Consider the following 19,573-nt stretch of genomic DNA (forward strand, 5'->3'; position numbering starts at 1 on the left):
TCTTTTTTCACGCACACCGCAGGACACCGGGCCCATGATCGAGCTCAATCCCGTCCGCCAGCGCATCGTCGACCTCAAGGGTCGGCTGGATGCGCTGAGGGGGTATCTTTGACTACGACCTCAAGGTCGAGCGGTTGGAGGAAGTCGACCGCGAACTGGAACACCCCGACGTCTGGAACGAGCCGGAGCGCGCCCAGGCCCTGGGCCGCGAACGCGCCTCGCTGGAGCGCGTAGTCGGCGGCATCCGCCGCATGAGCGAGGGCCTGACCGGCGCCGAGGAGCTCCTCGAGCTCGCCGAGGCCGAGAACGACGAGGACACCGCGCAGGCGGTGGTCGAGGACGTGGACCGCTACGCCCGCGAGCTCGAGCAGCTCGAGTTCCAGCGCATGTTCTCCGGGCAGATGGATTCGGCCGCGGCATTCGTCGACATCCAGGCCGGCGCCGGCGGCACCGAGGCCCAGGACTGGGCGGAGATGCTGCTGCGCATGTACCTGCGCTGGGCGGAGTCGCGCGGCTGGAAGGCCGAGCTCATGGAGGCGTCCGCGGGCGAGGTCGCCGGCATCAAGTCCGCCACCTTCCGCGTGGAGGGCGACTACGCCTACGGCTGGCTGAAGACCGAGACCGGCGTGCACCGGCTGGTGCGCAAGAGCCCGTTCGATTCCGACAACCGCCGGCACACCTCGTTCACCTCGGTGTTCGTGTCGCCGGAAGTCGACGACGACATCGAGATCGACATCAACCCGGCCGACCTCAAGACCGACGTGTACCGCTCCAGCGGCGCCGGCGGCCAGCACGTCAACAAGACCGAATCGGCGGTGCGCATCACCCACGTGCCGAGCGGGGTCGTGGTGGCCTGCCAGACCGAACGCTCGCAGCACGCCAACCGCGACCGCGCGATGAAGATGCTCAAGGCCAAGCTGTACGAGCTGGAGCTGCAGAAGCGCAACGCGGAGAAGGACGCGCTGGAAGCCTCGAAGTCGGACATCGGCTGGGGCAGCCAGATCCGCAACTACGTGCTCGACCAGTCGCGCATCAAGGACCTGCGCACGGGCGTCGAGCGCAGCGACACCCAGAAGGTGCTCGACGGCGACATCGACGACTTCGTCGAGGCCGCGCTCAAGGCCGGACTGGACGCCGGCGCCAAGCGCATCGACGCCTGACCGGCGGGCCGCACGGCGGAGGCCGGGCCGGCAGGCCCGCCTCCGTCTCCTTCCGTTCCTCCATCCCTCCTCACTGTCCACGCCGTCCCATGTCCACTCCCGTCCCCGAAGCCGCCCTCGACGAGAACAAGCTGATTGCCGAGCGCCGCTCCAAACTCGCGGCGCTGCGCGCCCGGGGCAATGCCTTTCCGAACGACTTCCGCCGCGACGCGCTGGCGGGCGACCTGCAGGCCGCCTTCGCCGACGCCGAGGCCTGGACCGCGGAGGCGATCGAGGCCGAGGGGCGGCGGGTGGCGCTGGCGGGCCGGCTCATGGCCAAGCGCATCATGGGCAAGGCGAGCTTCGCCCAGATCCAGGACGAGTCCGGGCGCATCCAGCTGTTCCTGCAGGCCGGGGCCCTGGGCGAGGCCTACGACGCGTTCAAGCACTTCGACGTCGGCGACATCGTCGGCGTCGCCGGCACGCTGACCCGCACCCGCACCGGCGAGCTGTCGGTGCGTGCCGACGCCCTGCGCCTGCTGACCAAGTCGCTGCGCCCGCTGCCGGACAAGTGGCACGGCCTCGCGGACGTGGAGCAGCGCTATCGCCAGCGCTACGTCGACCTGATCGTCACGCCGGAGGCGCGGGAGGTCATCGTCAAGCGCTCGAAGATCATCCGCGCGATCCGCGCCTGGCTCGATGCGCGGCGCTTCCTCGAGGTCGAGACGCCGATGATGCACTACATCCCCGGCGGGGCCACGGCGCGTCCGTTCGTGACCCACCACAACGCGCTCGACCTCCAGCTGTACCTGCGCGTGGCGCCCGAGCTCTATCTCAAGCGCCTGGTCGTCGGCGGCCTCGAGCGGGTCTACGAGATCAACCGCAACTTCCGCAACGAGGGCGTGTCGACCCGGCACAACCCCGAGTTCACGATGCTCGAGCTCTACGAGGCCTACGTGGACTACCACGAGGTCATGGACCTCACCGAGAACGTGATCCGCGACGTGGCCCGCGAGGTGCTGGGCACGACCCGGGTGCACTGGGACGGCGCCGACATCGACCTGGCGCCGGCGTTCCGGCGCTGGCGCATGGACGAGGCCGTGCGCCACCACAACCCCGAGATCACCGCTGCCGACTGCCGCGACCGCGACGCGCTGCGTCGCCACTGCGAGCGCCTGGGCATCCCGTACAAGCCGGGCTACGGCTGGGGCAAGCTGCTGCTGGAGATCTTCGAGAAGACCGTCGAGCACACGCTGGTCCAGCCGACCTTCATCACCGACCATCCGGTCGAGGTGTCGCCGCTGGCCCGCGCCAGCGACGGCGACCCGGGCTTCACCGACCGCTTCGAGCTGTTCGTGAACGGCCGCGAGCTGGCCAACGGCTTCTCCGAGCTGAACGACCCGGAGGACCAGGCTGCGCGCTTCCAGGCGCAGGTGGCGGAGAAGGAGGGCGGCGACGACGAGGCCATGCACTACGACGCCGACTACATCCGCGCGCTGGAGGTCGGCCTGCCGCCGACCGGCGGCCTGGGGATCGGCATCGACCGCCTGGTCATGCTGCTGACCGGCGCCACTTCCATCCGCGACGTGCTGCTGTTCCCCTACATGCGCCCGGAGGGCGGCGCCTGAGCCGGGGCCCCCGGCGGCCCGGCCGCCCGCCCGCGTGCGGACCGGGCGCCACGGCAGCGGCGGCCCTTCCTGTGCCAGCCCGCCGGCGTTAACCTCGGGATCGCTGGCGCCTCCGGCCGGTGGGATCGCTAAGGAGTCCAGTCCATGAACGTCCTGATCGTCGACGACCTTCCGTCGCAGCGGACCATGCTGCGGCACGTGATCGAGGACATCGGGTCCGAGATCAAGGTCACCGATTTCGGCGACCCGGTCGAGGCCCTGCTGTGGTCGCAGACCGCGCATCCCGACCTGCTGCTCCTCGACTACCGCATGCCCAAGCTCGACGGGCTGGAGTTCGCGCGGCGCTTCCGGCGCCCGCTGACCCACCGCGACGTGCCGGTCGTGCTGATCACGGTGGTGGGCGACGAGCCCGTCCGCAACGCGGCGCTGGATGCCGGGGTGATCGACTTCATGGTGAAGCCGATCAAGCCGCGCGAGCTGCGCGCGCGCTGTCGCAACCTGCTCGAACTCCGCCAGCAGCAGCAATCGCTGAAATCGCGCACCCGCGTGCTGGAGCGCCAGCTGCTGTCGAGCATGCACGAGCTGGAGGAGCGCGAGCGGGAGATCCTGCTGCGCCTGGCCCGCGCGACCGAGCACCGGACCGGCGCCAGCCTGCAGCAGACCGAGCGCATGAGCCGCTACGCCGGCCTGCTCGCCGAGGCCCTGGGGCTGCCGGACGAGGACGTGCGCACCATCGAGATGGCGGCGCCGCTGGTGGCGATCGGCAAGATCGCCGTGTCGGACGCCATCATGCTCAAGGCCGGGCCGCTCGACCCGGAGGAGTTCGAGGCCGTCAAGCGGCACCCGCTGGTCAGCCACGAGATCCTGCGCGACAGCCGCAGCCGCTTCGTCCAGGCCGGCGCCACCATCGCGCTGCACTACCGCGAGCGCTGGGACGGCAGCGGCTACCCGGCGGGGCTGCGCGGCACCGACATCCCCATGCCGGCGCGCATCGTCGCCGTCGCCGACGTGCTCGAGGCGCTGACCAGCCCGCGCCCGTACCGCGAGGCCTGGAGCCTCGACGCCGCCTTCGACCACCTGCGGCAGCAGGCCGGCGCCCAGTTCGACCCGGAGGTGATCCGCGTGGCGCTGGCGTGCCGTCCGCGGCTCGAGGAGGTGTACCGCTACTTCTCCGGTGCGCCGGAAGATGCGGATGCCGCTGCCGGAGGCGCCTGCTGACCGGCAGGCGGAGCATGGATGTCGTCCCGAGCGCCGATTCCCATCACGTCCCTGCGCACGCTCGTGGCGCGCTTCAGGGGGCGCCCGGACAGTGAGCACGAGCAGGCGCTCGTGCGCCTGGTCATCCTCGGCCTGGTCCTGACCTACCTGCTGGTGGTGGTGGCGGGCACGCCCGAGGTGGCGGAGCCGCTGCGCATCTCGCTGGGCTTCCTGAGCGTCGCCTTCGTGGTGGCGGTCTCGATCCTCGTGTCGATCGCGTTGCACCCGGGCGTGTCGTACGTGCGGCGGGTGGTCGGGATGATCTCCGACTACAGCCTGATGGGCGTGGGCATGGTGCTGATCGGCGACATGCTGGCGCCGCTGTACGTCGTGATCCTGTGGGTGACGGTCGGCAACGGCCTGCGCTTCGGCACGCGCTTCCTGTACGCAGCCGTGGCCATCGCCTGCGCCACCTTCACCACGGTGCTGCTGATCACGCCGTACTGGCAGGCCAACCCCTGGCTCGGCTGGGGCCTGCTCGGCGGCCTCGCGGCGGTGCCGCTGTACCTGAGCTCGCTGCTCAAGGCGCTGATGCGGGCGACCGAGGACGCCAAGCGCGCCAACGAAGCCAAGAGCCGCTTCCTGGCCAACATGAGCCACGAGTTCCGCACGCCGCTCAACGGCATCGTGGGCATGTCGGAGCTGCTCATCACCACGCCGCTGACCCAGGAGCAGCGCGACAGCGCGGAGGTCATCCAGACCTCCGCGCGGGCGCTGCAGCTGCTGGTCGAGGACGTGCTCGACATCGCCACGATCGAGGCCGGCAAGCTCAAGCGCAGCGACGCGGACTTCGACCTCCAGGAACTGGTGCGCGGCATCCACGTCATGCTGCTGTCGCAGGCCCAGGACAAGGGGCTGGCGTTCGAGACCAGGATCGCGCCCGGCGTGCCCGAGCGGGTGCACGGCGACGCGGGACACCTGCGCCAGATCCTGGTCAACCTGCTTTCCAACGCGATCAAGTTCACGGAGGAGGGGCGGGTCTCGCTGGACGTCGAGGCGATCGAGCGCAACGACGCCGGTGCGCGCCTGCGGTTCTCCGTGCGCGACACCGGCATCGGCATTCCGCCGGCGGCGCTGTCGCGCATCTTCCGCGCCTTCGAGCAGCTCGACAGCGGCCACGCGCGCCGCTTCGGCGGCACCGGGCTGGGCACGACCATCGCCAAGGCGCTGACCGAGCTGCTGGGCGGCAGCATCTCGGTGCAGAGCAAGGAGGGCGCGGGTTCGCTGTTCCAGGTGGAGCTGCCGTTCGCCAATCCGCAGTCCGAGGCCGTGCCGGCGGGTGGCGACGCCGGCAACGTCATCGCCTTCGACGATCCCTTCGTCAGGCATCGGGCGCGGGTCAGGCCGCTCAAGGTGCTGGTGGCGGACGACCAGCCGGCCAACCTCATGGTCATGCGTCGCCTGCTCGAGAAGGCGGGGCACCAGCCGCGGACCGTGGACAACGGCGACGAGGTGCTCGACGCGATCGAGACCACCCGCTTCGACGTGGTCATCGTCGACCTGCACATGCCGGGCCTGTCCGGCATCGAGATCATCAAGCAGGCGCGCTTCATCGAGGCCGGGCGCAAGCGCACGCCCTTCATCGTGCTCACCGCCGACGCGACGTCGGAGACCCTGCTGGAAAGCGAACGCGCCGGCGCCTATGCGTTCCTCACCAAGCCGGTGGTGGTCGGCAGGCTGCTCGACCACCTGGCGGAGATCGCCAGCACCGGCGGCAAGTCCGGCGCGCCCATGGCCGCGCCGGCGGCCGACGCGGGACTGGTGTCCGACAGCATCCTGCAGGAACTCGCGGAGCTCGGCCTGGGCGAGGAGTTCCTCGCGCGCTTCCTCGGCGAGTGCGCGCGCGACGCGCGCAGGTGCATCGGCGAGCTCCAGGACTCCGGGGAGGCCGGGCGCTGGGACGAGTTCAGGGACGCCTGCCATGCGCTCAAGGGCGTGGCGGGCAACATGGGCGCCATGCAGCTCGCGGCGACGGCCTCGGACGCGATGCGCCTGGCCAACTGGCAGTTGCCGCGCGAATGGAAGCCGCGGGTCAAGCTCTGCCGGCAGCAGCTCGAACTCACCCTTGCCGCCCTGCGGCAGCGCGGGCAGGCCATCGCCCTGGAGGGCGACGGGGAGGCTCCGAACTAGGAGCGGGAACGTCGGCGAGGTCGGTCGCGGGTGGCCCGGAGGGGCCGGTCCTGCCGACGCGCAGGCGGCATCGCTCGGTTGCGTATCGAAGTACGCGCTCTCGCTCTTCCCTGTCCTGCACGCCAGGCAGAACCGGCGCGGCGTACGCCAGAGTGCCTTCGATCCCGAAGGCTCAGAACGTCCCCAGCGCGGCCCGCTCGTCCAGGCCGGGCGACACGGCGTCCGGGCGGCGCAGCTGCGCGCGGATCAGTCGGTCCATCATCCTGAGCGAGCGGTCGCCGAGCTGCAGCGCGGTGTCCACCCACACCTCGACGATGCGCATCAGCTCGTCGTGGCGCACCGGCGCCACCGTCTCGCGCACCCGGTGCAGCGCGAGGCGCGCGGTGGCGATGCGACGGTTGCGGCGGACCAGGTCCTCGACCGCGCGCACGCCTTCGCCCTTGCCGACCAGCACGTCGACGATGCCCATCGCGTGCAGTTCGTCGCTGGAGTACATGACGCCGTTGAGCATCATCTCCTCGGCGAGCTTCGGGCTGACCCGGCGCGAGAGCAGGGTGTAGGCGCCCATGCCGGGGAACAGGCCGAACAGCACCTCGGGGAAGCCCATCTGCACGCCGGTCTCGGCGACGATGGTCTGGCAGGCGAGGGCGAGTTCCAGCCCCCCGCCCAGCGCGTCGCCTTCCACGAGCGCGACGGTGTGCAGGTTGGGGTGGATGCGGCTGGCGAGCAGGTGCACCGCGTCCACGCATTCGCGGGCGTAGCGGGTGAGGTGTTCGCGGTCGCGCCTGCGGATGGCCTCCGCGAACAGGCCGAGATCGCCGCCGAGGTTGAAGACGTGCGCATCGGAGGCGAGGACGACGTGACCGAGGTGCCCCGGCGTCGCGTCCGCGCGGCGACCCACCTGTTCGATGGTCCGCTGCGCGAACAGCCGGAGTTCCTTGAGCAGCCGGGGAGAGAAGCAGGGCCGGTAGGCCGGGTCGGCGAACGCCTGCGCAGCGTGCATGAAGCACCAGTGGGTGTCGGCTGCCGAGTCGGTCTGGATGCGCAGCGCGCTGCCGGCGGATTCGCGGTGGAGGACTTCGATGTTGTTCATGGCGACCCCTGTCGGACGGGCCTGGGCGAGCGGTACGGGCGCAGGCCGATGGTGGGAAGGTGTGCTCGCCGCGATTACTAGATCGCGGCCCTCGAGCAAAGTAAAGCTGCCCGCGGGGTGTCCTTCGCGATGTCAAGGCCGAAAGGTCTGGGGTGCGCGGGCGTGGCGGCGACGCCCGCAAACGAAAAGACCCGCCGTGCGGCGGGTCCTTCGGATGCGGAGCGGGGCGGCGGTCAGGCCGTTTCGGTCTCCTTCGGGACGATCTGCTCGCGGAGCTCGCGGCGCAGGATCTTGCCCACGTTGCTCTTGGGCAGCTCGTCGCGGAACTCCACCAGGCGCGGCTGCTTGTAGCCGGTGAGGTTCTCGCGACAGAAGGCCTGCACGTCCTCGGCCGTCAGCGAGGCATCCTTGCGCACGATCACGGCCATCACCTTCTCGCCGGAGCGTTCGTCGGGGACGCCGATGACCGCGACCTCGAGCACCTCCGGCATCTGCGCGATGACGTCCTCGACCTCGTTCGGGTACACGTTGAAGCCGGACACCAGGATCATGTCCTTCTTGCGGTCGACGATGTAGACGAAGCCGTCGGGATCGATGCGCGCCATGTCGCCGGTGTGCAGCCAGCCGTCCGCGTCGATCGCCCGCGCCGTTTCCTCCGGCCGGCGCCAGTAGCCCGCCATGACCTGCGGGCCCTTGATGCACAGCTCGCCGATCTCGCCGTGGGGAAGGATCTGCCCCTCCTCGTTCTTGATGCAGGCGTCGGTGGAGCAGATCGGCAGGCCGATCGAGCCGCTGTACTCGGCGATGTCCATCGGGTTGATGCAGGCCGCGGGGGAGGTCTCGGTGAGGCCGTAGGCCTCGACCAGCGTGCAGCCGGTGACCTTCTTCCAGCGCTCGGCCACCGCGCGCTGCACGGCCATGCCGCCGCCCAGGGTCATCTGCAGGTGGGAGAAGTCCACCTCGTCGAAGCCCGGCGTGTTGAGCAGGCCGTTGAAGAGCGTGTTGACGCCGGTGATCGCGGTGAAGCGGGCGCCCTTGAGCTCCTTGACGAAGCCCTTCATGTCGCGCGGATTGGTGATGAGGAGGTTCAGCCCGCCGAACTTCATGAAGACCAGGCAGTTCGCCGTCAGCGCGAAGATGTGGTACAGCGGCAGCGCCGTGACGATGACCGTCTCGCCCGGCCTGGCGTTGTTGCCGAGCCACGCCGAGGCCTGCTGCATGTTGGCCACCATGTTGCGGTGGGTGAGCATGGCGCCCTTGGCGACGCCGGTGGTGCCGCCGGTGTACTGCAGGAAGGCCACGTCGCCGTTGTCGATGCGGACCTCGGGCAGCGGCCGCTGCGCGCCGATGCGCAGCGCCTCGCGGAAGCGGATGGCGCCGTGCAGGGTGTAGTCCGGGACCTGCTTGCGCACGTACTTCAGCACGAAGTTGATGAGCGGGCCCTTCGGCAGGCCGAGCATGTCGCCCACGCCCGTGGTGACGACCTGCCTCACCTGGGTCTCGCCGATGACCTGCTCGACCACGTGCGCGAAGTTGTCCAGCACCACGATCGCGGTGGCGCCGGAATCCACGAGCTGGTGCTTGAGCTCGCGTGCGGTGTACATCGGGTTGGTGTTGACCACGGTGAGCCCGGCGCGCAGCACGCCGAAGATCGCCACCGGGTACTGCAGCACGTTGGGCAGCATCAGGGCGACGCGGTCGCCCTTCTTGAGCTTGAGCTCGTTGAGCAGGTAGCTCGCGAAGTGGGTGCTGAGGCGGTCGATGTCGCCGTAGGTCAGGACCTTGCCGAAATTCGAGAACGCCGGCCTGTCGCGGAAGGTCTCGCAGGATGCGGACAGCACCGCTACGATCGACGGATACTCGTCAGGGTCGATCTCCGCCGGCACACCTGCCGGGTAGTTGCGCAGCCACGGGCGCTCCGAAGTCATGTTCTTTCCCTCCTGTTTCTTCTCGGCAGCCCGGTCGTCGCGACGGCCGCGCGTTGTGATCCGTCCGATTGGAGCACAGCCCCCAGGGGGTCGCAAGGCGATCCCGACGCTTCTTCTGGTGCTTCTCGCGACCCTCGCCGGATGCGCCGGCGATCCCACCGAGGCGGCGCTGCGGGCACGGCTGGAGGCGATGCGCGCCGCCATCGAGGCGCGCGACGCGGGCGCGCTGCTGGCGCCGGTGGCGGAGGACTTCGCGGGCAGGGACGGCATGGACCGCCGCGGTCTCGGCCGGCTCGCGCGGCTGCACTTCCTCCGCCACGGCGACATCGGCACCACCGTCGGCCCGGTGCGGGTGGAGGTGCAGGGCACGCGCGCGACCGCGCGCTTCGAGGCCGCGGTGACCGGCGGCAGCGGGCGCCTGCTTCCGGACACGGCCCGGCTCTACGCCGTCACCACCGGCTGGCGCTTCGAGGACGGCGACTGGATGCTGATCTCGGCCGACTGGGAGGCGCGGCTCTAGAGCCCGCCCGGCGCGCAGGAGCGGCTTCAGCCGCGACCGCCCCTGCTCGCAGCCACCCTCGGTCGCGGCTGAAGCCGCTCCCACAGGTGAGTGCCTCGCCCGGCCTGCGCAGGCTGGCGAGAGTCAGAACTCCAGGTCCAGCGCCGCGCAGAGGTAGTCCACCAGCGGCGCCGTGCCGCGGACGCCGCGCAGGATCTCGGCCTTGAGCGTCGGTCCGAGCACCGCGTCGGGACCGAAGCCGCGCGAGGCGACGAAGTCCTTGCGGCGCAGGTCGTCGATCAGCGGATGGTCCGCCGGGAAGCCGCGCGGCGGCCGCACCAGGCTGTCGCCGCCGAGTTCGAGGTCGCGCCGGAAGGCCGCGCTGCGGGTGGCGCGGGTCCAGGCGTCGGGGTTGTCGACCATGAACTCGCGGACCCGGCGCAGCGTCGCCGGCTCCGGGCGCCACAGGCCGCCGCCGGCGTAGCCGCCGTTCGTGTCGATGTGGAAGTAGAAGGTGGGTGCGTGCACGTCCCGCGCCCGCGCATGGAAGAGGCGCGCGGCCGCCCAGGTCTTGTAGGGCTGCTTGTCGTTGGCGAAGCGGGTGTCGCGCTGGATGCGGAACAGCGACCCGCCGACCTTGCGCGGCTCTGCGCGGAAGTGCGGGCTGATCTCCGCCAGGTCGGGCGCGAGGTCGGCGATCAGCTGCAGCATGGGCTCGCGCAGGTGGCGCTCGTAGTCGTCCCTGTGCGCCTGGAACCAGGCGCGCTCGTTGTTGCGCGCCAGGCCGCGGAGGAAGCGGAAGGTCTTCTCGGTGAAGTAGGTCGTCATCCCGCCATTATCCCCCGCCGCCGGCAGCGCCCCGCAGGCCCTGGGGTCCGCCCCAGCTTCCGTCGGCGCGCGGTCGTGGGCAGGCTCGGGCTACCCCGCCGCAGAGCCGCCCCGATGAACGTGCAGCCCAGCCTCGTCAGTGCCCTCGCGAACCGCCTCCCGCCGCTCGCCGACGCGGGCGCAGCGCGGCAGGCCGCGCAGCCGCTGCCGGCTTCCGGCGGCCGGCACGTCCCCGAGCCCGACTACAACCCGCAGCTGCAGGGCCTGCTGCAGCGGGCGTTCGGCGCGGTGCCGGCGGCGAACGTCCCGGCGTCCTTCGACGCCCAGGTGCGCGGGCAGGAGCCGCGGCCCATCGACATGGACCTCGCGCGCATCTGCGCCGACGTCCACGACACCGCGAGCACCGGCATCGACGGCTGGACCCGCCTGGGCGAGGCCGAGCTGCTGGCCGCAGGCATCGATCCCGCCTCCCTGGACGATCCGTCCACCGGCTTCCGCGCGGCGCTCTACCAGGACGACGGCGGCAACACGGTGCTGGTGTTCGGCGGCTCCAACGACGTGCGCGACTGGATCACCAACTTCCGCCAGGGCCTGGGCGTCGACGACGTGCAGTACAACCAGGCGGTGGCCCTCGCCGTGGACGCCAAGGCGGCCTTCGGCGACGACCTCGTGATCACCGGCACCTCGCTCGGCGGCGGCCTCGCCTCCACCGCAGCCATGGCCACCGGCAGCGCCGCGGTCACCTTCAACGCGTCGGGCGTCAACGGCAACACGCTGGAGCGGCTGGGGCTGGACCCGGCCCAGGCGCGCGCCGAGGCGGCGGACGGCCAGATCCGCCGCTACTCGGTGGAGGGCGAACTCCTGACCAAGCTGCAGGAGGAGAACATCGCCACCCGCGGGCTGATGCCGGACGCCATCGGGCACAGGATCACCGTGGACGACCCGGCGCCGCTGTCGTTCTGGGAGAAGCTCATCCCGGGACGCGCGCTGGCGCACGAGATCGACCTGCACATGATCCACAGCGTCATCGCCTCGTTCGAGCAGTCGCCGCCGTGGTGAGCGCGGCCCGGCCGCAGCCCTGGCGGCGCTAGTGCCGTCTCTCCGGTTCCCGGCGATGCGGAACGCGGCATCGCCGTCCCGGCGACGGTGATACGGTGCCGCCATCACCGGCGATAGCCCCGATCGAGGAGGATGCGCATGACCCGCGCGGCCCGCAGCCTGCACTGGCTTATCCTCGGGCTCCTGACGATGGCGACCGCCTGCGGCGGAGAGGGCAATGCGATGGACAAGGTCGAGGCCGCGTTCGGCAGCGGGCCCGTGGCCGAGATGGCGCGGGCCATCGCCGATGGCGACGAAGGCCGCATCCGCGTGCTCGCGCCGCGCACCGACCTGCGCGCGCGCGGCGACCGCGGGGTCACCCTGCTCGAATGGGCCGTGCTCAACCGGCGCCCTGCCAGCCTCGAGACCCTGCTTGAGCTGGGGGCCGACCCGGCGCAGCCCGGCCTGGACGGTGCCACCGTGGTGCACCTGGCGGCCATGGCCGACGACCCGCAGTACCTGCGCATCCTGCTGGCGCGCGGCGCCGATCCGGACACGCCGCATGCCGAGACGCGTGCCACTCCGCTGGCCGCGGCGCTGATGGGCGAGCGGGAGGCCCAGTTCGAGATGCTGCTCGATGCAGGCGCCGATCCCGATGCCGCGGATCGCCTCGGCAACACGCCGCTGCACGTCGCCGCCAAGCTCAACGAACCGGGCCGCGCCCTGCGCCTGCTGCAGGCGGGTGCCGACCGGCACGCCCGGAACGGGCAGGGCGCCGACTTCCTCCGCTACCTCGACATGACCCCCGCGGGCGTGCGCAGCGCGCAGGCCCGCGCCGAGCGCGAGGCGCTGGATCTCTGGCTTCGCCAGCAGGACGGCGCGCCGGCGGCGCGCCAGGTGCATTGATCGCGGCGCGGGCGGTCGCGGCTGAAGGCGTTCCTGCGCCCTTGTCCGCAGGAGAGGGGCCGGAGCGCTCGCCGGGCGCTCACGCCGGCAGCGACGCGCGCAGCTGCTGCCCCCAGTCGGCGTAGGCGTCCATGAGCACCTGCACCTCGCCGTCCGGATGCTGCGCGCGGATCGCGGCGATCTCGGCGAAGTAGGACTCGAAGTCGTACTCCGAGCATTCGTTGCCCGGCGCCAGCCGTCCGGCGCGGAAGGCGTCCCAGCGGGCGCGGTCGGCGGCGTCCAGCGACTCGGGCCAGTTGCGGGCACGGTAGCGGAACAGGAGTTCCACGAAGCGCGCGTCGCGGAACGGGAAGGCGTCGGGCGTCAGTGCCTCGGGCGGTGCGGCGCGCACCCGCGGGAAGCTCGCGCGGTCCGCGTCGGGAATGAACCCGTCGTACAGCGCGCCGTCCGCATCGCCACCGCCGCTCCGCGGCGGGCGCGCGAAGACCCGGCGCAGCTTCTCCGGCAGGTCGGGATCGGCCCGCAGCCGCGCCGCGCGCGCGCGCGCGGTGTCCGGGTCGATGCCCAGCCGCTGGAAGTCCGGCGCCCGCAGGTGGCGGATCGGCACCAGCGCCGGGCAGCGGTTCAGATGCACCTCCTTGAGCCCGATGCGCGCCTCGCCCTCGGGCAGGTCGGCGCGCGGGGTGTAGAGGCGGTCGGCGATGGCCTCGGCGTCCAGCGCGAGCAGGGCATCCGGCTCCTGGTCGAGGTCGACGACGATCACGCGGTTGCCGATGGAGGGGTGCTGCGCGATCGGCAGCACCAGCGCCGCGCAGTGGCGCGAGGCGGGATAGCGGCCGGACACGTGCAGCACCGGCTCGCCCTCGACCACGCCCATCATCGCCGCGCAGCGCTTCTTGTCGCGCAGGCCGAGGTAGTAGTCCCACAGTCGTGGCTGTGCCGCGCGCAGGCGTCGCGCGAGGCCGATCAGCGCCTCCACGTCGGACAGCGCCTCGTGCGCGCGCGTCTGGGTCACGCCATTGGCCCGGGCGAGGTCTTCCAGCTTGAAGCTCGGGGTGCCGTCCTCGCGCTTCGGCCACTCGACGCCGTCGGGGCGCAGGGCCTGGGCGAGGCGCATGAAGTCGAGCAGGTCCCAGCGCGAGTTGCCGCCGCGCCACTCGCGCTCGTAGGGATCGTAGAAGTTGCGGTACAGCGCGTGGCGGATGAACTCGTCGTCGAAGCGCAGCGAGTTGTAGCCCACCGCGCAGGTGCCGGGCATCGCCAGCTCCTCGTGCACGCGCGCGACGAACTCCGCCTCGATCAGCCCGTCGCGCCACGCCTGCTGCGGCGTGATGCGGGTCACCAGCGCAGCGCCAGGCGAGGGCAGCAGGTCGTCCGCCGGCCGGCAGAACAGCGACAGCGGCTCGCCGACGATGTTGAGGTCCGCGTCCGTGCGGATGCCGGCGCACTGCGCGATGCGCGTCTGCCGCGGATTGCGGCCGAAGGTCTCGAGGTCGTACCAGAAGAAGGTGGGAGCGGTCATGACCCGCCACCATTTCACAACGCGGGCGGTCTTCGCCAGCCCGAGGAGCGGGATACGAAGAGCGGGAGCCGGATGGCGTCGCCATTCTTGTCGCTCACCGCGCTCCACACTCCTCAAGCAGCGCGCTGCGCGCGCTTCACCCCCATCGCGGCCTTCCCCCGCAGGCGGGGGAAGGGCGGGTCGCGCGGGCGTGGAGGTCCCCGTGCGGTGCTCGGTTCTCGATGGAATGGACCGCCGCCCGCCTATGCGCAACATGCTTCCTTCCCCGCTTGCGGGGGAGGGCTGGGGTGGGGCGTTTTTCGGCGAGGAGCGGGACATGAGGAGTGGGAAGTGAGTGGGAGCGCAGTCGCGCTCTCCCTCCTCTCACTTACCCTTCGGGTAGTGCGCTGCGCGCGCTTCACCCCCATCCCGGCCTTCCCCCCGCAGGCGGGGAAGGGGTGGGTCGCGCGGGCGTGGAGGTCCCGTGCGGTGCACGGTTCTCGATGGAATGTACCGCCGCCCGCCGATGCGCAACATGCTCCCTCCCCCGCTTGCGGGGGAGGGCTGGGGTGGGGGCGCTTTTCGGCGAGGAGCGGGACATGAGGAGTGGAAGCGAGGGAAGCCCGACTGCCCCATCCTCGTTTTTCACTCCTCTTCGCTCACTCCTGAGCCCGCCAGGGCTCAGGCGGGTTCGGCGACCTCGTCCAGCGGCGCGAGCCGTTCGAGCACCGCGCGCTCCGCGGCGTCGATGTCCACCTCGGCCAGGGTGGCCTTGCCTGCCGTGGCCTCGGCGAGGAGAGCCGCCTGCACCTGCCCACGGGCGTAGGCCACGGCGTAGGGCACGCGCATGAAGGTGACCATGGTGTAGCGCGGCACGAAGCGCGCGGGCTGGCGCGCGGCGAGAGCCGCGGCGAGTTCGCGCTGCAGCAGATAGTCGGCGTCGTCGACGCGGTCGCGCATCTCGACGTAGTTCTCCAGCGCCATCGCCTGGATCGCGGCGGCGTTCGGTGCGCGCTCCGCGGCGAAGGCGGCGAAGGCGGTCTCGTGGTCGCCGTGCTCGGCGAGCAGACGGTCCAAGGCGACGCAGTCCTCGAAGGCGCAGTTCATGCCCTGGCCGTGGAAGGGCACCATGGCGTGCGCGGCATCGCCCAGCAGCACTGCGCGGCCGTCCAGGTGCCAGCGGTCGAGGTAGAGCGTGCCGAGGGTGCCCACCGGATGCAGCGCGAAATGCTCGGCGAGGTCCGGCATCAGCGGCAGCGCGTCGGGGAAGTCGCGGGCGAACAGCGCGCGCGCCTCGCCGCCGGTGACCACGCTCGCGAAGCTGGGGTCGCCCCGGTTGGGCAGGAACAGGGTGACGGTGAAGCTGCCCTCCGCGTTCGGCAGCGCGATGCACATGTAGCCGCCGCGCGGCCAGATGTGCAGCGCGTGCGGCTCGATGCGGAAGCCCCCGTCCTCGGTCGGCGGGATCTCGAGTTCCTTGTAGCCGTGGTCGAGCAGCTCGGCGCGCTGGCCCAGCGGCGCCACCGCGTCCATCGCCCGGCGCAGGGCGGAGCCGGCGCCGTCGGCGCCGATCAGGGTGTCGAAGTCGAGCCCGATGCGCGCGCGGTCGTTGATGCCCTCGAACACCGCGTGGCGCCGCGCGAAGTCCGCCTCGACCAGGCGGCGGTCGAAGTGGATGCGCGCGCCGGCCCGCTCGGCGGCGTCCAGCAGCAGCATGTTGAGCGTGGCGCGGCTGACCGACCAGATCACCTCGCTGTCGTCGCGACCGTAGCGGTGCAGCGCGGGCGGCTGGCCCTCGGCGTGCACCATGCGCCCGCGCATCATCACCGCGCGCTCCATCACCCGCTCGCGCAGGCCGGCCTGGCCGAGCGCGTGCAGACCGCGCTCGGCGAGCGCCAGATTGATCGAGCGCCCGGTCTCGGTGCCGTGCACGCGCGGGTCGGGACGGCGTTCGTAGACCTCGACGCGCCGGCCCCGGCGCGCGAGGAGGGTGGCCATCAGCGCGCCGGCGAGGCCGCCGCCGACGAGGGTCAGGGGCCGGTCAGGGGAAGGATTCAAGAGGGACGGTCCGTCAGCGCGCGTCGCGCCATGTTTCGATGGCCGCGACCAGCCGCTGTACGTCGAGGAAGCGGTTGTAGAGCGGGGCGGGCGAGATGCGGATGACGTCCGGCTCGCGCCAGTCGCCGATGAAGCCGCGCTCGACGAGATGGTCGAACAGCGCGCGCCCGGCCGCGCGGCCCTCGCGCACGCGCAGCGAGAGCTGGGCGCCGCGGCGCGCCGTGTCGCGCGGGGTCACGATCTCCAGCACGTCGCCGATCCGCGCGTCGATCAGCGCTTCGAGGTAGCCGGTCAGTTTCAGCGACTTTTCGCGCAGTGCGGGAAGGCCCGCCTCGGCGAAGAGGTCGAGCGAGGCGCGCAGCGGCGCCAGCGCGAGGATCGGCGGGTTGCTGAGCTGCCAGCCGTCGGCGCCCGGCGTCGGCACGAAGTCCGGGCGCATCTCGAAGCGCGTGGCCTTCTCGTGGCCCCACCAGCCGGCGAAGCGCGGCAGCACGGCACGCGCATGGCGCTCGTGCACGAAGGCGCCGCCCAGGGCGCCCGGGCCGCTGTTGAGGTACTTGTAGTGGCACCACACGGCGAAGTCGGCGCCGCTGTCGTGCAGGGCCAGGGGCAGGTTGCCGACGGCATGGGCGAGGTCGAAGCCCACGGCGGCGCCCTGCGCGCGGCCGAGCCGCGCCACCTCGGCGAGGTCGAAGGCCTGGCCCGTGCGGTACTGGATGCCGGGCCACAGCACCAGGGCGAGGCGCGGCCCGTGCTCGGCGATGGCGGCCGCGATGGCTTCGTCCGAGAACAGGCCGCCGGGCAGGTCGGGCTCCACCTCGATCAGGTCGGTCCGCGGGTCGAAGCCGTGGAAGCGGATCTGCGACTCCACCGCGTGCCGGTCGGACGGGAAGGCGCCGGCCTCCATCAGGATCGCCGGGCGCGCCGCGGTCGGCCGGTAGAAGCTCACCATCATCAGGTGCAGGTTGACGGTGAGCGTGTTCATCGCGATCACCTCGTCGGGGTGCGCGCCGACGAGGGTCGCCAGCGCGTCGCGCACCGCGTGGTGGTAGTCCATCCACGGCAGCCGTCCCTTGAAGTGCCCTTCGACCGCCAGCTCGCCCCAGTAGTCCAGCTCGGCGTTCACCGCGGCGCGCGTGGCCCTGGGCTGCAGGCCGAGCGAGTTGCCGCAGAAGTAGGTGGCCTCGCCGCCGGCGTGCACCGGCATGTGGAAGGCGTCGCGGAAGCGCGCCAGCGGGTCCGCCGCATCGAGCGCGCGCGCGTGGGCTTCGGTGTGGAGTTCGGTCATCGTGCGGGGAAGGCTGGTGGCGATGGACGCCGCCCGTGACCGGGCGGCCGGACAGTGTAGCCGCGCCCGATGAAGCGGCGTGCGGTGCGGTGCAGCAGGGCTGGGCGACGTCGTCCGCTCCCGCCTCCGCGGAGTGGCTGCTCCTTCGCCCGGACCGGGTGCAATGAATGCGCGCGCCGCCATCCCGCTCCCCCTCAGCGGGAATGGCCGTTGCCTCTGGCTTGAGGGCGTCCGGTTCCTCGGATTCTTCCCGACGTGCATCACCCGCACCCACCCCTGCGAAGCGGGGGAAGGGCGGGGAGGGAGCGCTTGCACCGAGTGAGGCACCTGGACGTCCGCGCTCCGTTCTCCCGGCAGCCGCGCTCGCGCTCCGCCGATGCGCGATAATCCCGCGCTTCCTCCGCCGCCCCCGCCACCATGTCCGACGCCCCGCATCCCGCCCGCATCCTCGATGGCCGCCGCATCGCGGAGGATCTGCTCGACGGGCTCAAGGCGCGGGTGGACGCGCGGGTCGCGGCGGGCAGGGCGCGGCCCGGCCTGGCGGTGGTGCTGGTGGGCGGGGACCCGGCCTCGGCCGTCTACGTGCGCAACAAGCGCCGCGCCTGCGAGAAGGTCGGCATCAACGCCATCGACTACGACCTCCCCGAGGGCACCACCGAGGGCGAGCTGCTGGACCTCATCGACACCCTCAATGCCGACCCGGCCGTTCACGGCATCCTCGTGCAGTTGCCGCTGCCGGGCATTCCGGACGCCACGCGCCTGATCGCCCGCATCGATCCGCGCAAGGACGTGGACGGCTTCCACCCGCAGAACGTCGGCCACCTCGCGCTGCGCCAGTTCGGCCTGCGGCCCTGCACGCCGCGGGGCATCACCACCCTGCTGGCGTATACCGACCGCCCCGTGCGGGGGCGCAGCGCCACCATCGTCGGCGTCAGCAACCACGTCGGCCGGCCGATGGCGCTGGAACTGCTCATCGCCGGCTGCACCGTGACCTGCTGCCACAAGTTCACCCCGGCCGACGAGCTGCGCCGTCACGTCGGCGAGGCCGACATCCTGGTCGTGGCGGTGGGCAAGCCGGGGCTCATCCCCGGCGAGTGGGTGAAGGAGGGCGCCGTGGTGATCGACGTCGGCATCAACCGCCTCGACGACGGACGCCTGGTGGGCGACGTCGGCTTCGACGCGGCATCGCGCCGCGCCAGCTGGATCACGCCCGTCCCCGGCGGCGTGGGCCCGATGACCGTCGCGACCCTGATGCAGAACACCATCGAGGCCGCGGAGGCGGCGGAGCAGGGGCTGGACTGAGCCTGGCGGGCATGGTCGCCCCCTCCCCCGCGCAGCGGGGGAGGACTGGGGTGGCGGCGCTTTTGCTGCCGCTGTTCCGGGCGCTACCGAAGCGGCCGCTGCGCGGCTTCACCCCCATCCCAGCCTTCCCCCGCAGGCGGGGGAAGGGGGCCTGACCTCATCCCAACCTTCTCCTCAGGCGGGGAAGGGGGGGTGCGCGTCGGCGTGGCAGTCGCTGAGGACAGCGCCCTCGTCTGCGCGGGGCATGGCTGCTCCCTCCCCCGCGCAGCGGGGGAGGGCTGGGGAGGGGGCGCTTTTGCTGTCGCTGCCGGGCGCCACCGAAGCGGCCGCTGCGCGGCTTCACCCCCATCCCGCCTTCCCCCGCAGGCGGGGGAAGGGGCCTGACCCCATCCCAACCTTCTCCTCAGGCGGGGAAGGGGCTGTGTGCGTCGGCGTGGCGGTTCGATGCGGACAGCGCCCCCGTCCGCGCGGGCATGGCCGGCTCCCTCCCCCGCGCAGCGGGGGAGGGTTGGGGCGGGGGTGCTTTTGCTGTCGTTGTTCCTGACGCCGCCGAAGCGGCCGCTGCGCGGCTTCACCCCCATCCCGACCTTCCCCCACAGGCGGGGGAAGGGGCCTGACCCTCATCCCAACCTTCTCCGCAGGGGGGAGGGCAGTGCCCGTCGGCATGTCGGTTCGCTGAGGACAGCGCCCTCGTCTGCGCGGGGCATGCCTGCCCCCTCCCCCGCGCAGCGGGGGAGGGTTGGGGTGGGGGCGCTTTTGCTGCCGCTGTTCCGGGCGCTACCGAAGCGGCCGCTGCGCAGCTTCACCCCCATCCCGACCTTCCCCCGTAGGCGGGGGAAGGGGGCCTGACCTCATCCCAACCTTCTCCTCAGGCGGGGAAGGGGGTGTGCGCGTCGGCGTGGCAGTCGCTGCGGACAGCGCCCTCGTCTGCGTGGGGCATGGCTGCCCCCTCCCCCGCGTAGCGGGGGAGGGCATGGG

14 protein-coding genes are annotated in these 19,573 nt (G+C 71.9%); 8 read left to right on the top strand and 6 right to left on the bottom strand.

Annotated features, from left to right (window positions below):
- The first annotated feature begins 34 nt into the window (after positions 1 to 34).
- The 4 genes from prfB (at position 35) to ACFO3Q_RS05465 (ending at position 6,154) form a co-directional block, all read left to right on the top strand.
- Positions 35 to 1,160 (top strand): peptide chain release factor 2 gene (prfB, locus tag ACFO3Q_RS05450; protein WP_377003617.1). Its coding sequence is split into 2 segments (ribosomal slippage): positions 35 to 109 and positions 111 to 1,160, totalling 1,125 coding nucleotides; the frame shifts between segments, so codons are not numbered across the junction.
- Positions 1,161 to 1,249: 89 nt separating this feature from the next.
- Positions 1,250 to 2,767: a lysine--tRNA ligase gene (gene lysS, locus ACFO3Q_RS05455; RefSeq protein ID WP_377003618.1), complete on the top strand. Its 1,518-nt coding sequence runs from the start codon at positions 1,250 to 1,252 to the stop codon at positions 2,765 to 2,767.
- A gap of 144 nt (positions 2,768 to 2,911) precedes the next feature.
- Positions 2,912 to 3,985: an HD domain-containing phosphohydrolase gene (locus ACFO3Q_RS05460; RefSeq protein WP_377003619.1), complete on the top strand. Its 1,074-nt coding sequence runs from the start codon at positions 2,912 to 2,914 to the stop codon at positions 3,983 to 3,985.
- An 18-nt stretch (positions 3,986 to 4,003) separates the two neighbouring features.
- Complete coding sequence (locus ACFO3Q_RS05465) at positions 4,004 to 6,154, top strand: ATP-binding protein (RefSeq protein ID WP_377003620.1); 2,151 nt, start codon at positions 4,004 to 4,006, stop codon at positions 6,152 to 6,154.
- 172 nt (positions 6,155 to 6,326) lie between these two features.
- Here the strand turns inward: ACFO3Q_RS05465 and ACFO3Q_RS05470 are convergent, their stop codons facing one another.
- A complete protein-coding gene (locus ACFO3Q_RS05470) occupies positions 6,327 to 7,247 on the bottom strand; it encodes a crotonase/enoyl-CoA hydratase family protein (RefSeq protein ID WP_377003621.1) in 921 nt (306 codons plus the stop codon).
- A gap of 233 nt (positions 7,248 to 7,480) precedes the next feature.
- On the bottom strand, positions 7,481 to 9,175 hold the full coding sequence (locus tag ACFO3Q_RS05475; protein ID WP_377003622.1) for an AMP-binding protein: 1,695 nt from the start codon (positions 9,173 to 9,175) through the stop codon (positions 7,481 to 7,483).
- A 118-nt stretch (positions 9,176 to 9,293) separates the two neighbouring features.
- On the opposite strand from ACFO3Q_RS05475, the gene ACFO3Q_RS05480 reads away from it, so the two are divergent.
- On the top strand, positions 9,294 to 9,695 hold the full coding sequence (locus tag ACFO3Q_RS05480) for a Cif family virulence factor (protein WP_377003623.1): 402 nt from the start codon (positions 9,294 to 9,296) through the stop codon (positions 9,693 to 9,695).
- A 123-nt stretch (positions 9,696 to 9,818) separates the two neighbouring features.
- Here ACFO3Q_RS05480 and ACFO3Q_RS05485 read toward each other — a convergent pair whose 3' ends face one another.
- Entirely contained in the window at positions 9,819 to 10,502 is a 684-nt protein-coding gene (locus ACFO3Q_RS05485; RefSeq protein ID WP_377003624.1) for a DUF2461 domain-containing protein, read from the bottom strand.
- Positions 10,503 to 10,616: 114 nt separating this feature from the next.
- On the opposite strand from ACFO3Q_RS05485, the gene ACFO3Q_RS05490 reads away from it, so the two are divergent.
- Together ACFO3Q_RS05490 and ACFO3Q_RS05495 are read left to right on the top strand one after the other, a co-directional pair.
- Positions 10,617 to 11,561 (top strand): Tle-like phospholipase domain-containing protein, encoded by a 945-nt coding sequence (locus ACFO3Q_RS05490; RefSeq protein WP_377003625.1) that lies wholly within the window; start codon positions 10,617 to 10,619, stop codon positions 11,559 to 11,561.
- 138 nt (positions 11,562 to 11,699) lie between these two features.
- Positions 11,700 to 12,446, top strand: a complete 747-nt coding sequence (locus ACFO3Q_RS05495; RefSeq protein ID WP_377003626.1) for an ankyrin repeat domain-containing protein — start codon at positions 11,700 to 11,702, stop codon at positions 12,444 to 12,446.
- A gap of 79 nt (positions 12,447 to 12,525) precedes the next feature.
- Here the strand turns inward: ACFO3Q_RS05495 and sbcB are convergent, their stop codons facing one another.
- The 3 genes from sbcB to kynU form a co-directional block, all read right to left on the bottom strand.
- Positions 12,526 to 13,968: an exodeoxyribonuclease I gene (gene sbcB / locus ACFO3Q_RS05500; RefSeq protein ID WP_377003627.1), complete on the bottom strand. Its 1,443-nt coding sequence runs from the start codon at positions 13,966 to 13,968 to the stop codon at positions 12,526 to 12,528.
- 660 nt (positions 13,969 to 14,628) lie between these two features.
- Positions 14,629 to 16,005, bottom strand: a complete 1,377-nt coding sequence (locus ACFO3Q_RS05505; RefSeq protein WP_377003628.1) for an FAD-dependent oxidoreductase — start codon at positions 16,003 to 16,005, stop codon at positions 14,629 to 14,631.
- Positions 16,006 to 16,018: 13 nt separating this feature from the next.
- Positions 16,019 to 17,293, bottom strand: a complete 1,275-nt coding sequence (gene kynU / locus ACFO3Q_RS05510; RefSeq protein WP_377003629.1) for a kynureninase — start codon at positions 17,291 to 17,293, stop codon at positions 16,019 to 16,021.
- Positions 17,294 to 17,710: 417 nt separating this feature from the next.
- On the opposite strand from kynU, the gene folD reads away from it, so the two are divergent.
- Positions 17,711 to 18,595 (top strand): bifunctional methylenetetrahydrofolate dehydrogenase/methenyltetrahydrofolate cyclohydrolase FolD, encoded by an 885-nt coding sequence (gene folD / locus ACFO3Q_RS05515; RefSeq protein ID WP_377003630.1) that lies wholly within the window; start codon positions 17,711 to 17,713, stop codon positions 18,593 to 18,595.
- The last annotated feature ends 978 nt before the right edge of the window (positions 18,596 to 19,573 follow it).

The sequence above is a fragment of the Coralloluteibacterium thermophilum genome, from assembly GCF_042654365.1.
GTDB classification, from domain to species: Bacteria; Pseudomonadota; Gammaproteobacteria; order Xanthomonadales; family Xanthomonadaceae; genus Coralloluteibacterium; species Coralloluteibacterium thermophilum.

Bases quoted from the DNA above. Each gene is read 5' to 3' on its own strand.
- folD (WP_377003630.1), top strand. From the start codon at position 17,711: ATGTCCGACGCCCCGCATCCCGCCCGCATCCTCGATGGCCGCCGCATC.
- ACFO3Q_RS05495 (WP_377003626.1), top strand. From the start codon at position 11,700: ATGACCCGCGCGGCCCGCAGCCTGCACTGGCTTATCCTCGGGCTCCTG.
- kynU (WP_377003629.1), bottom strand. From the start codon at position 17,293: ATGACCGAACTCCACACCGAAGCCCACGCGCGCGCGCTCGATGCGGCG.
- ACFO3Q_RS05490 (WP_377003625.1), top strand. From the start codon at position 10,617: ATGAACGTGCAGCCCAGCCTCGTCAGTGCCCTCGCGAACCGCCTCCCG.
- ACFO3Q_RS05465 (WP_377003620.1), top strand. From the start codon at position 4,004: ATGTCGTCCCGAGCGCCGATTCCCATCACGTCCCTGCGCACGCTCGTG.
- ACFO3Q_RS05485 (WP_377003624.1), bottom strand. From the start codon at position 10,502: ATGACGACCTACTTCACCGAGAAGACCTTCCGCTTCCTCCGCGGCCTG.
- ACFO3Q_RS05475 (WP_377003622.1), bottom strand. From the start codon at position 9,175: ATGACTTCGGAGCGCCCGTGGCTGCGCAACTACCCGGCAGGTGTGCCG.
- lysS (WP_377003618.1), top strand. From the start codon at position 1,250: ATGTCCACTCCCGTCCCCGAAGCCGCCCTCGACGAGAACAAGCTGATT.
- sbcB (WP_377003627.1), bottom strand. From the start codon at position 13,968: ATGACCGCTCCCACCTTCTTCTGGTACGACCTCGAGACCTTCGGCCGC.
- ACFO3Q_RS05460 (WP_377003619.1), top strand. From the start codon at position 2,912: ATGAACGTCCTGATCGTCGACGACCTTCCGTCGCAGCGGACCATGCTG.
- ACFO3Q_RS05470 (WP_377003621.1), bottom strand. From the start codon at position 7,247: ATGAACAACATCGAAGTCCTCCACCGCGAATCCGCCGGCAGCGCGCTG.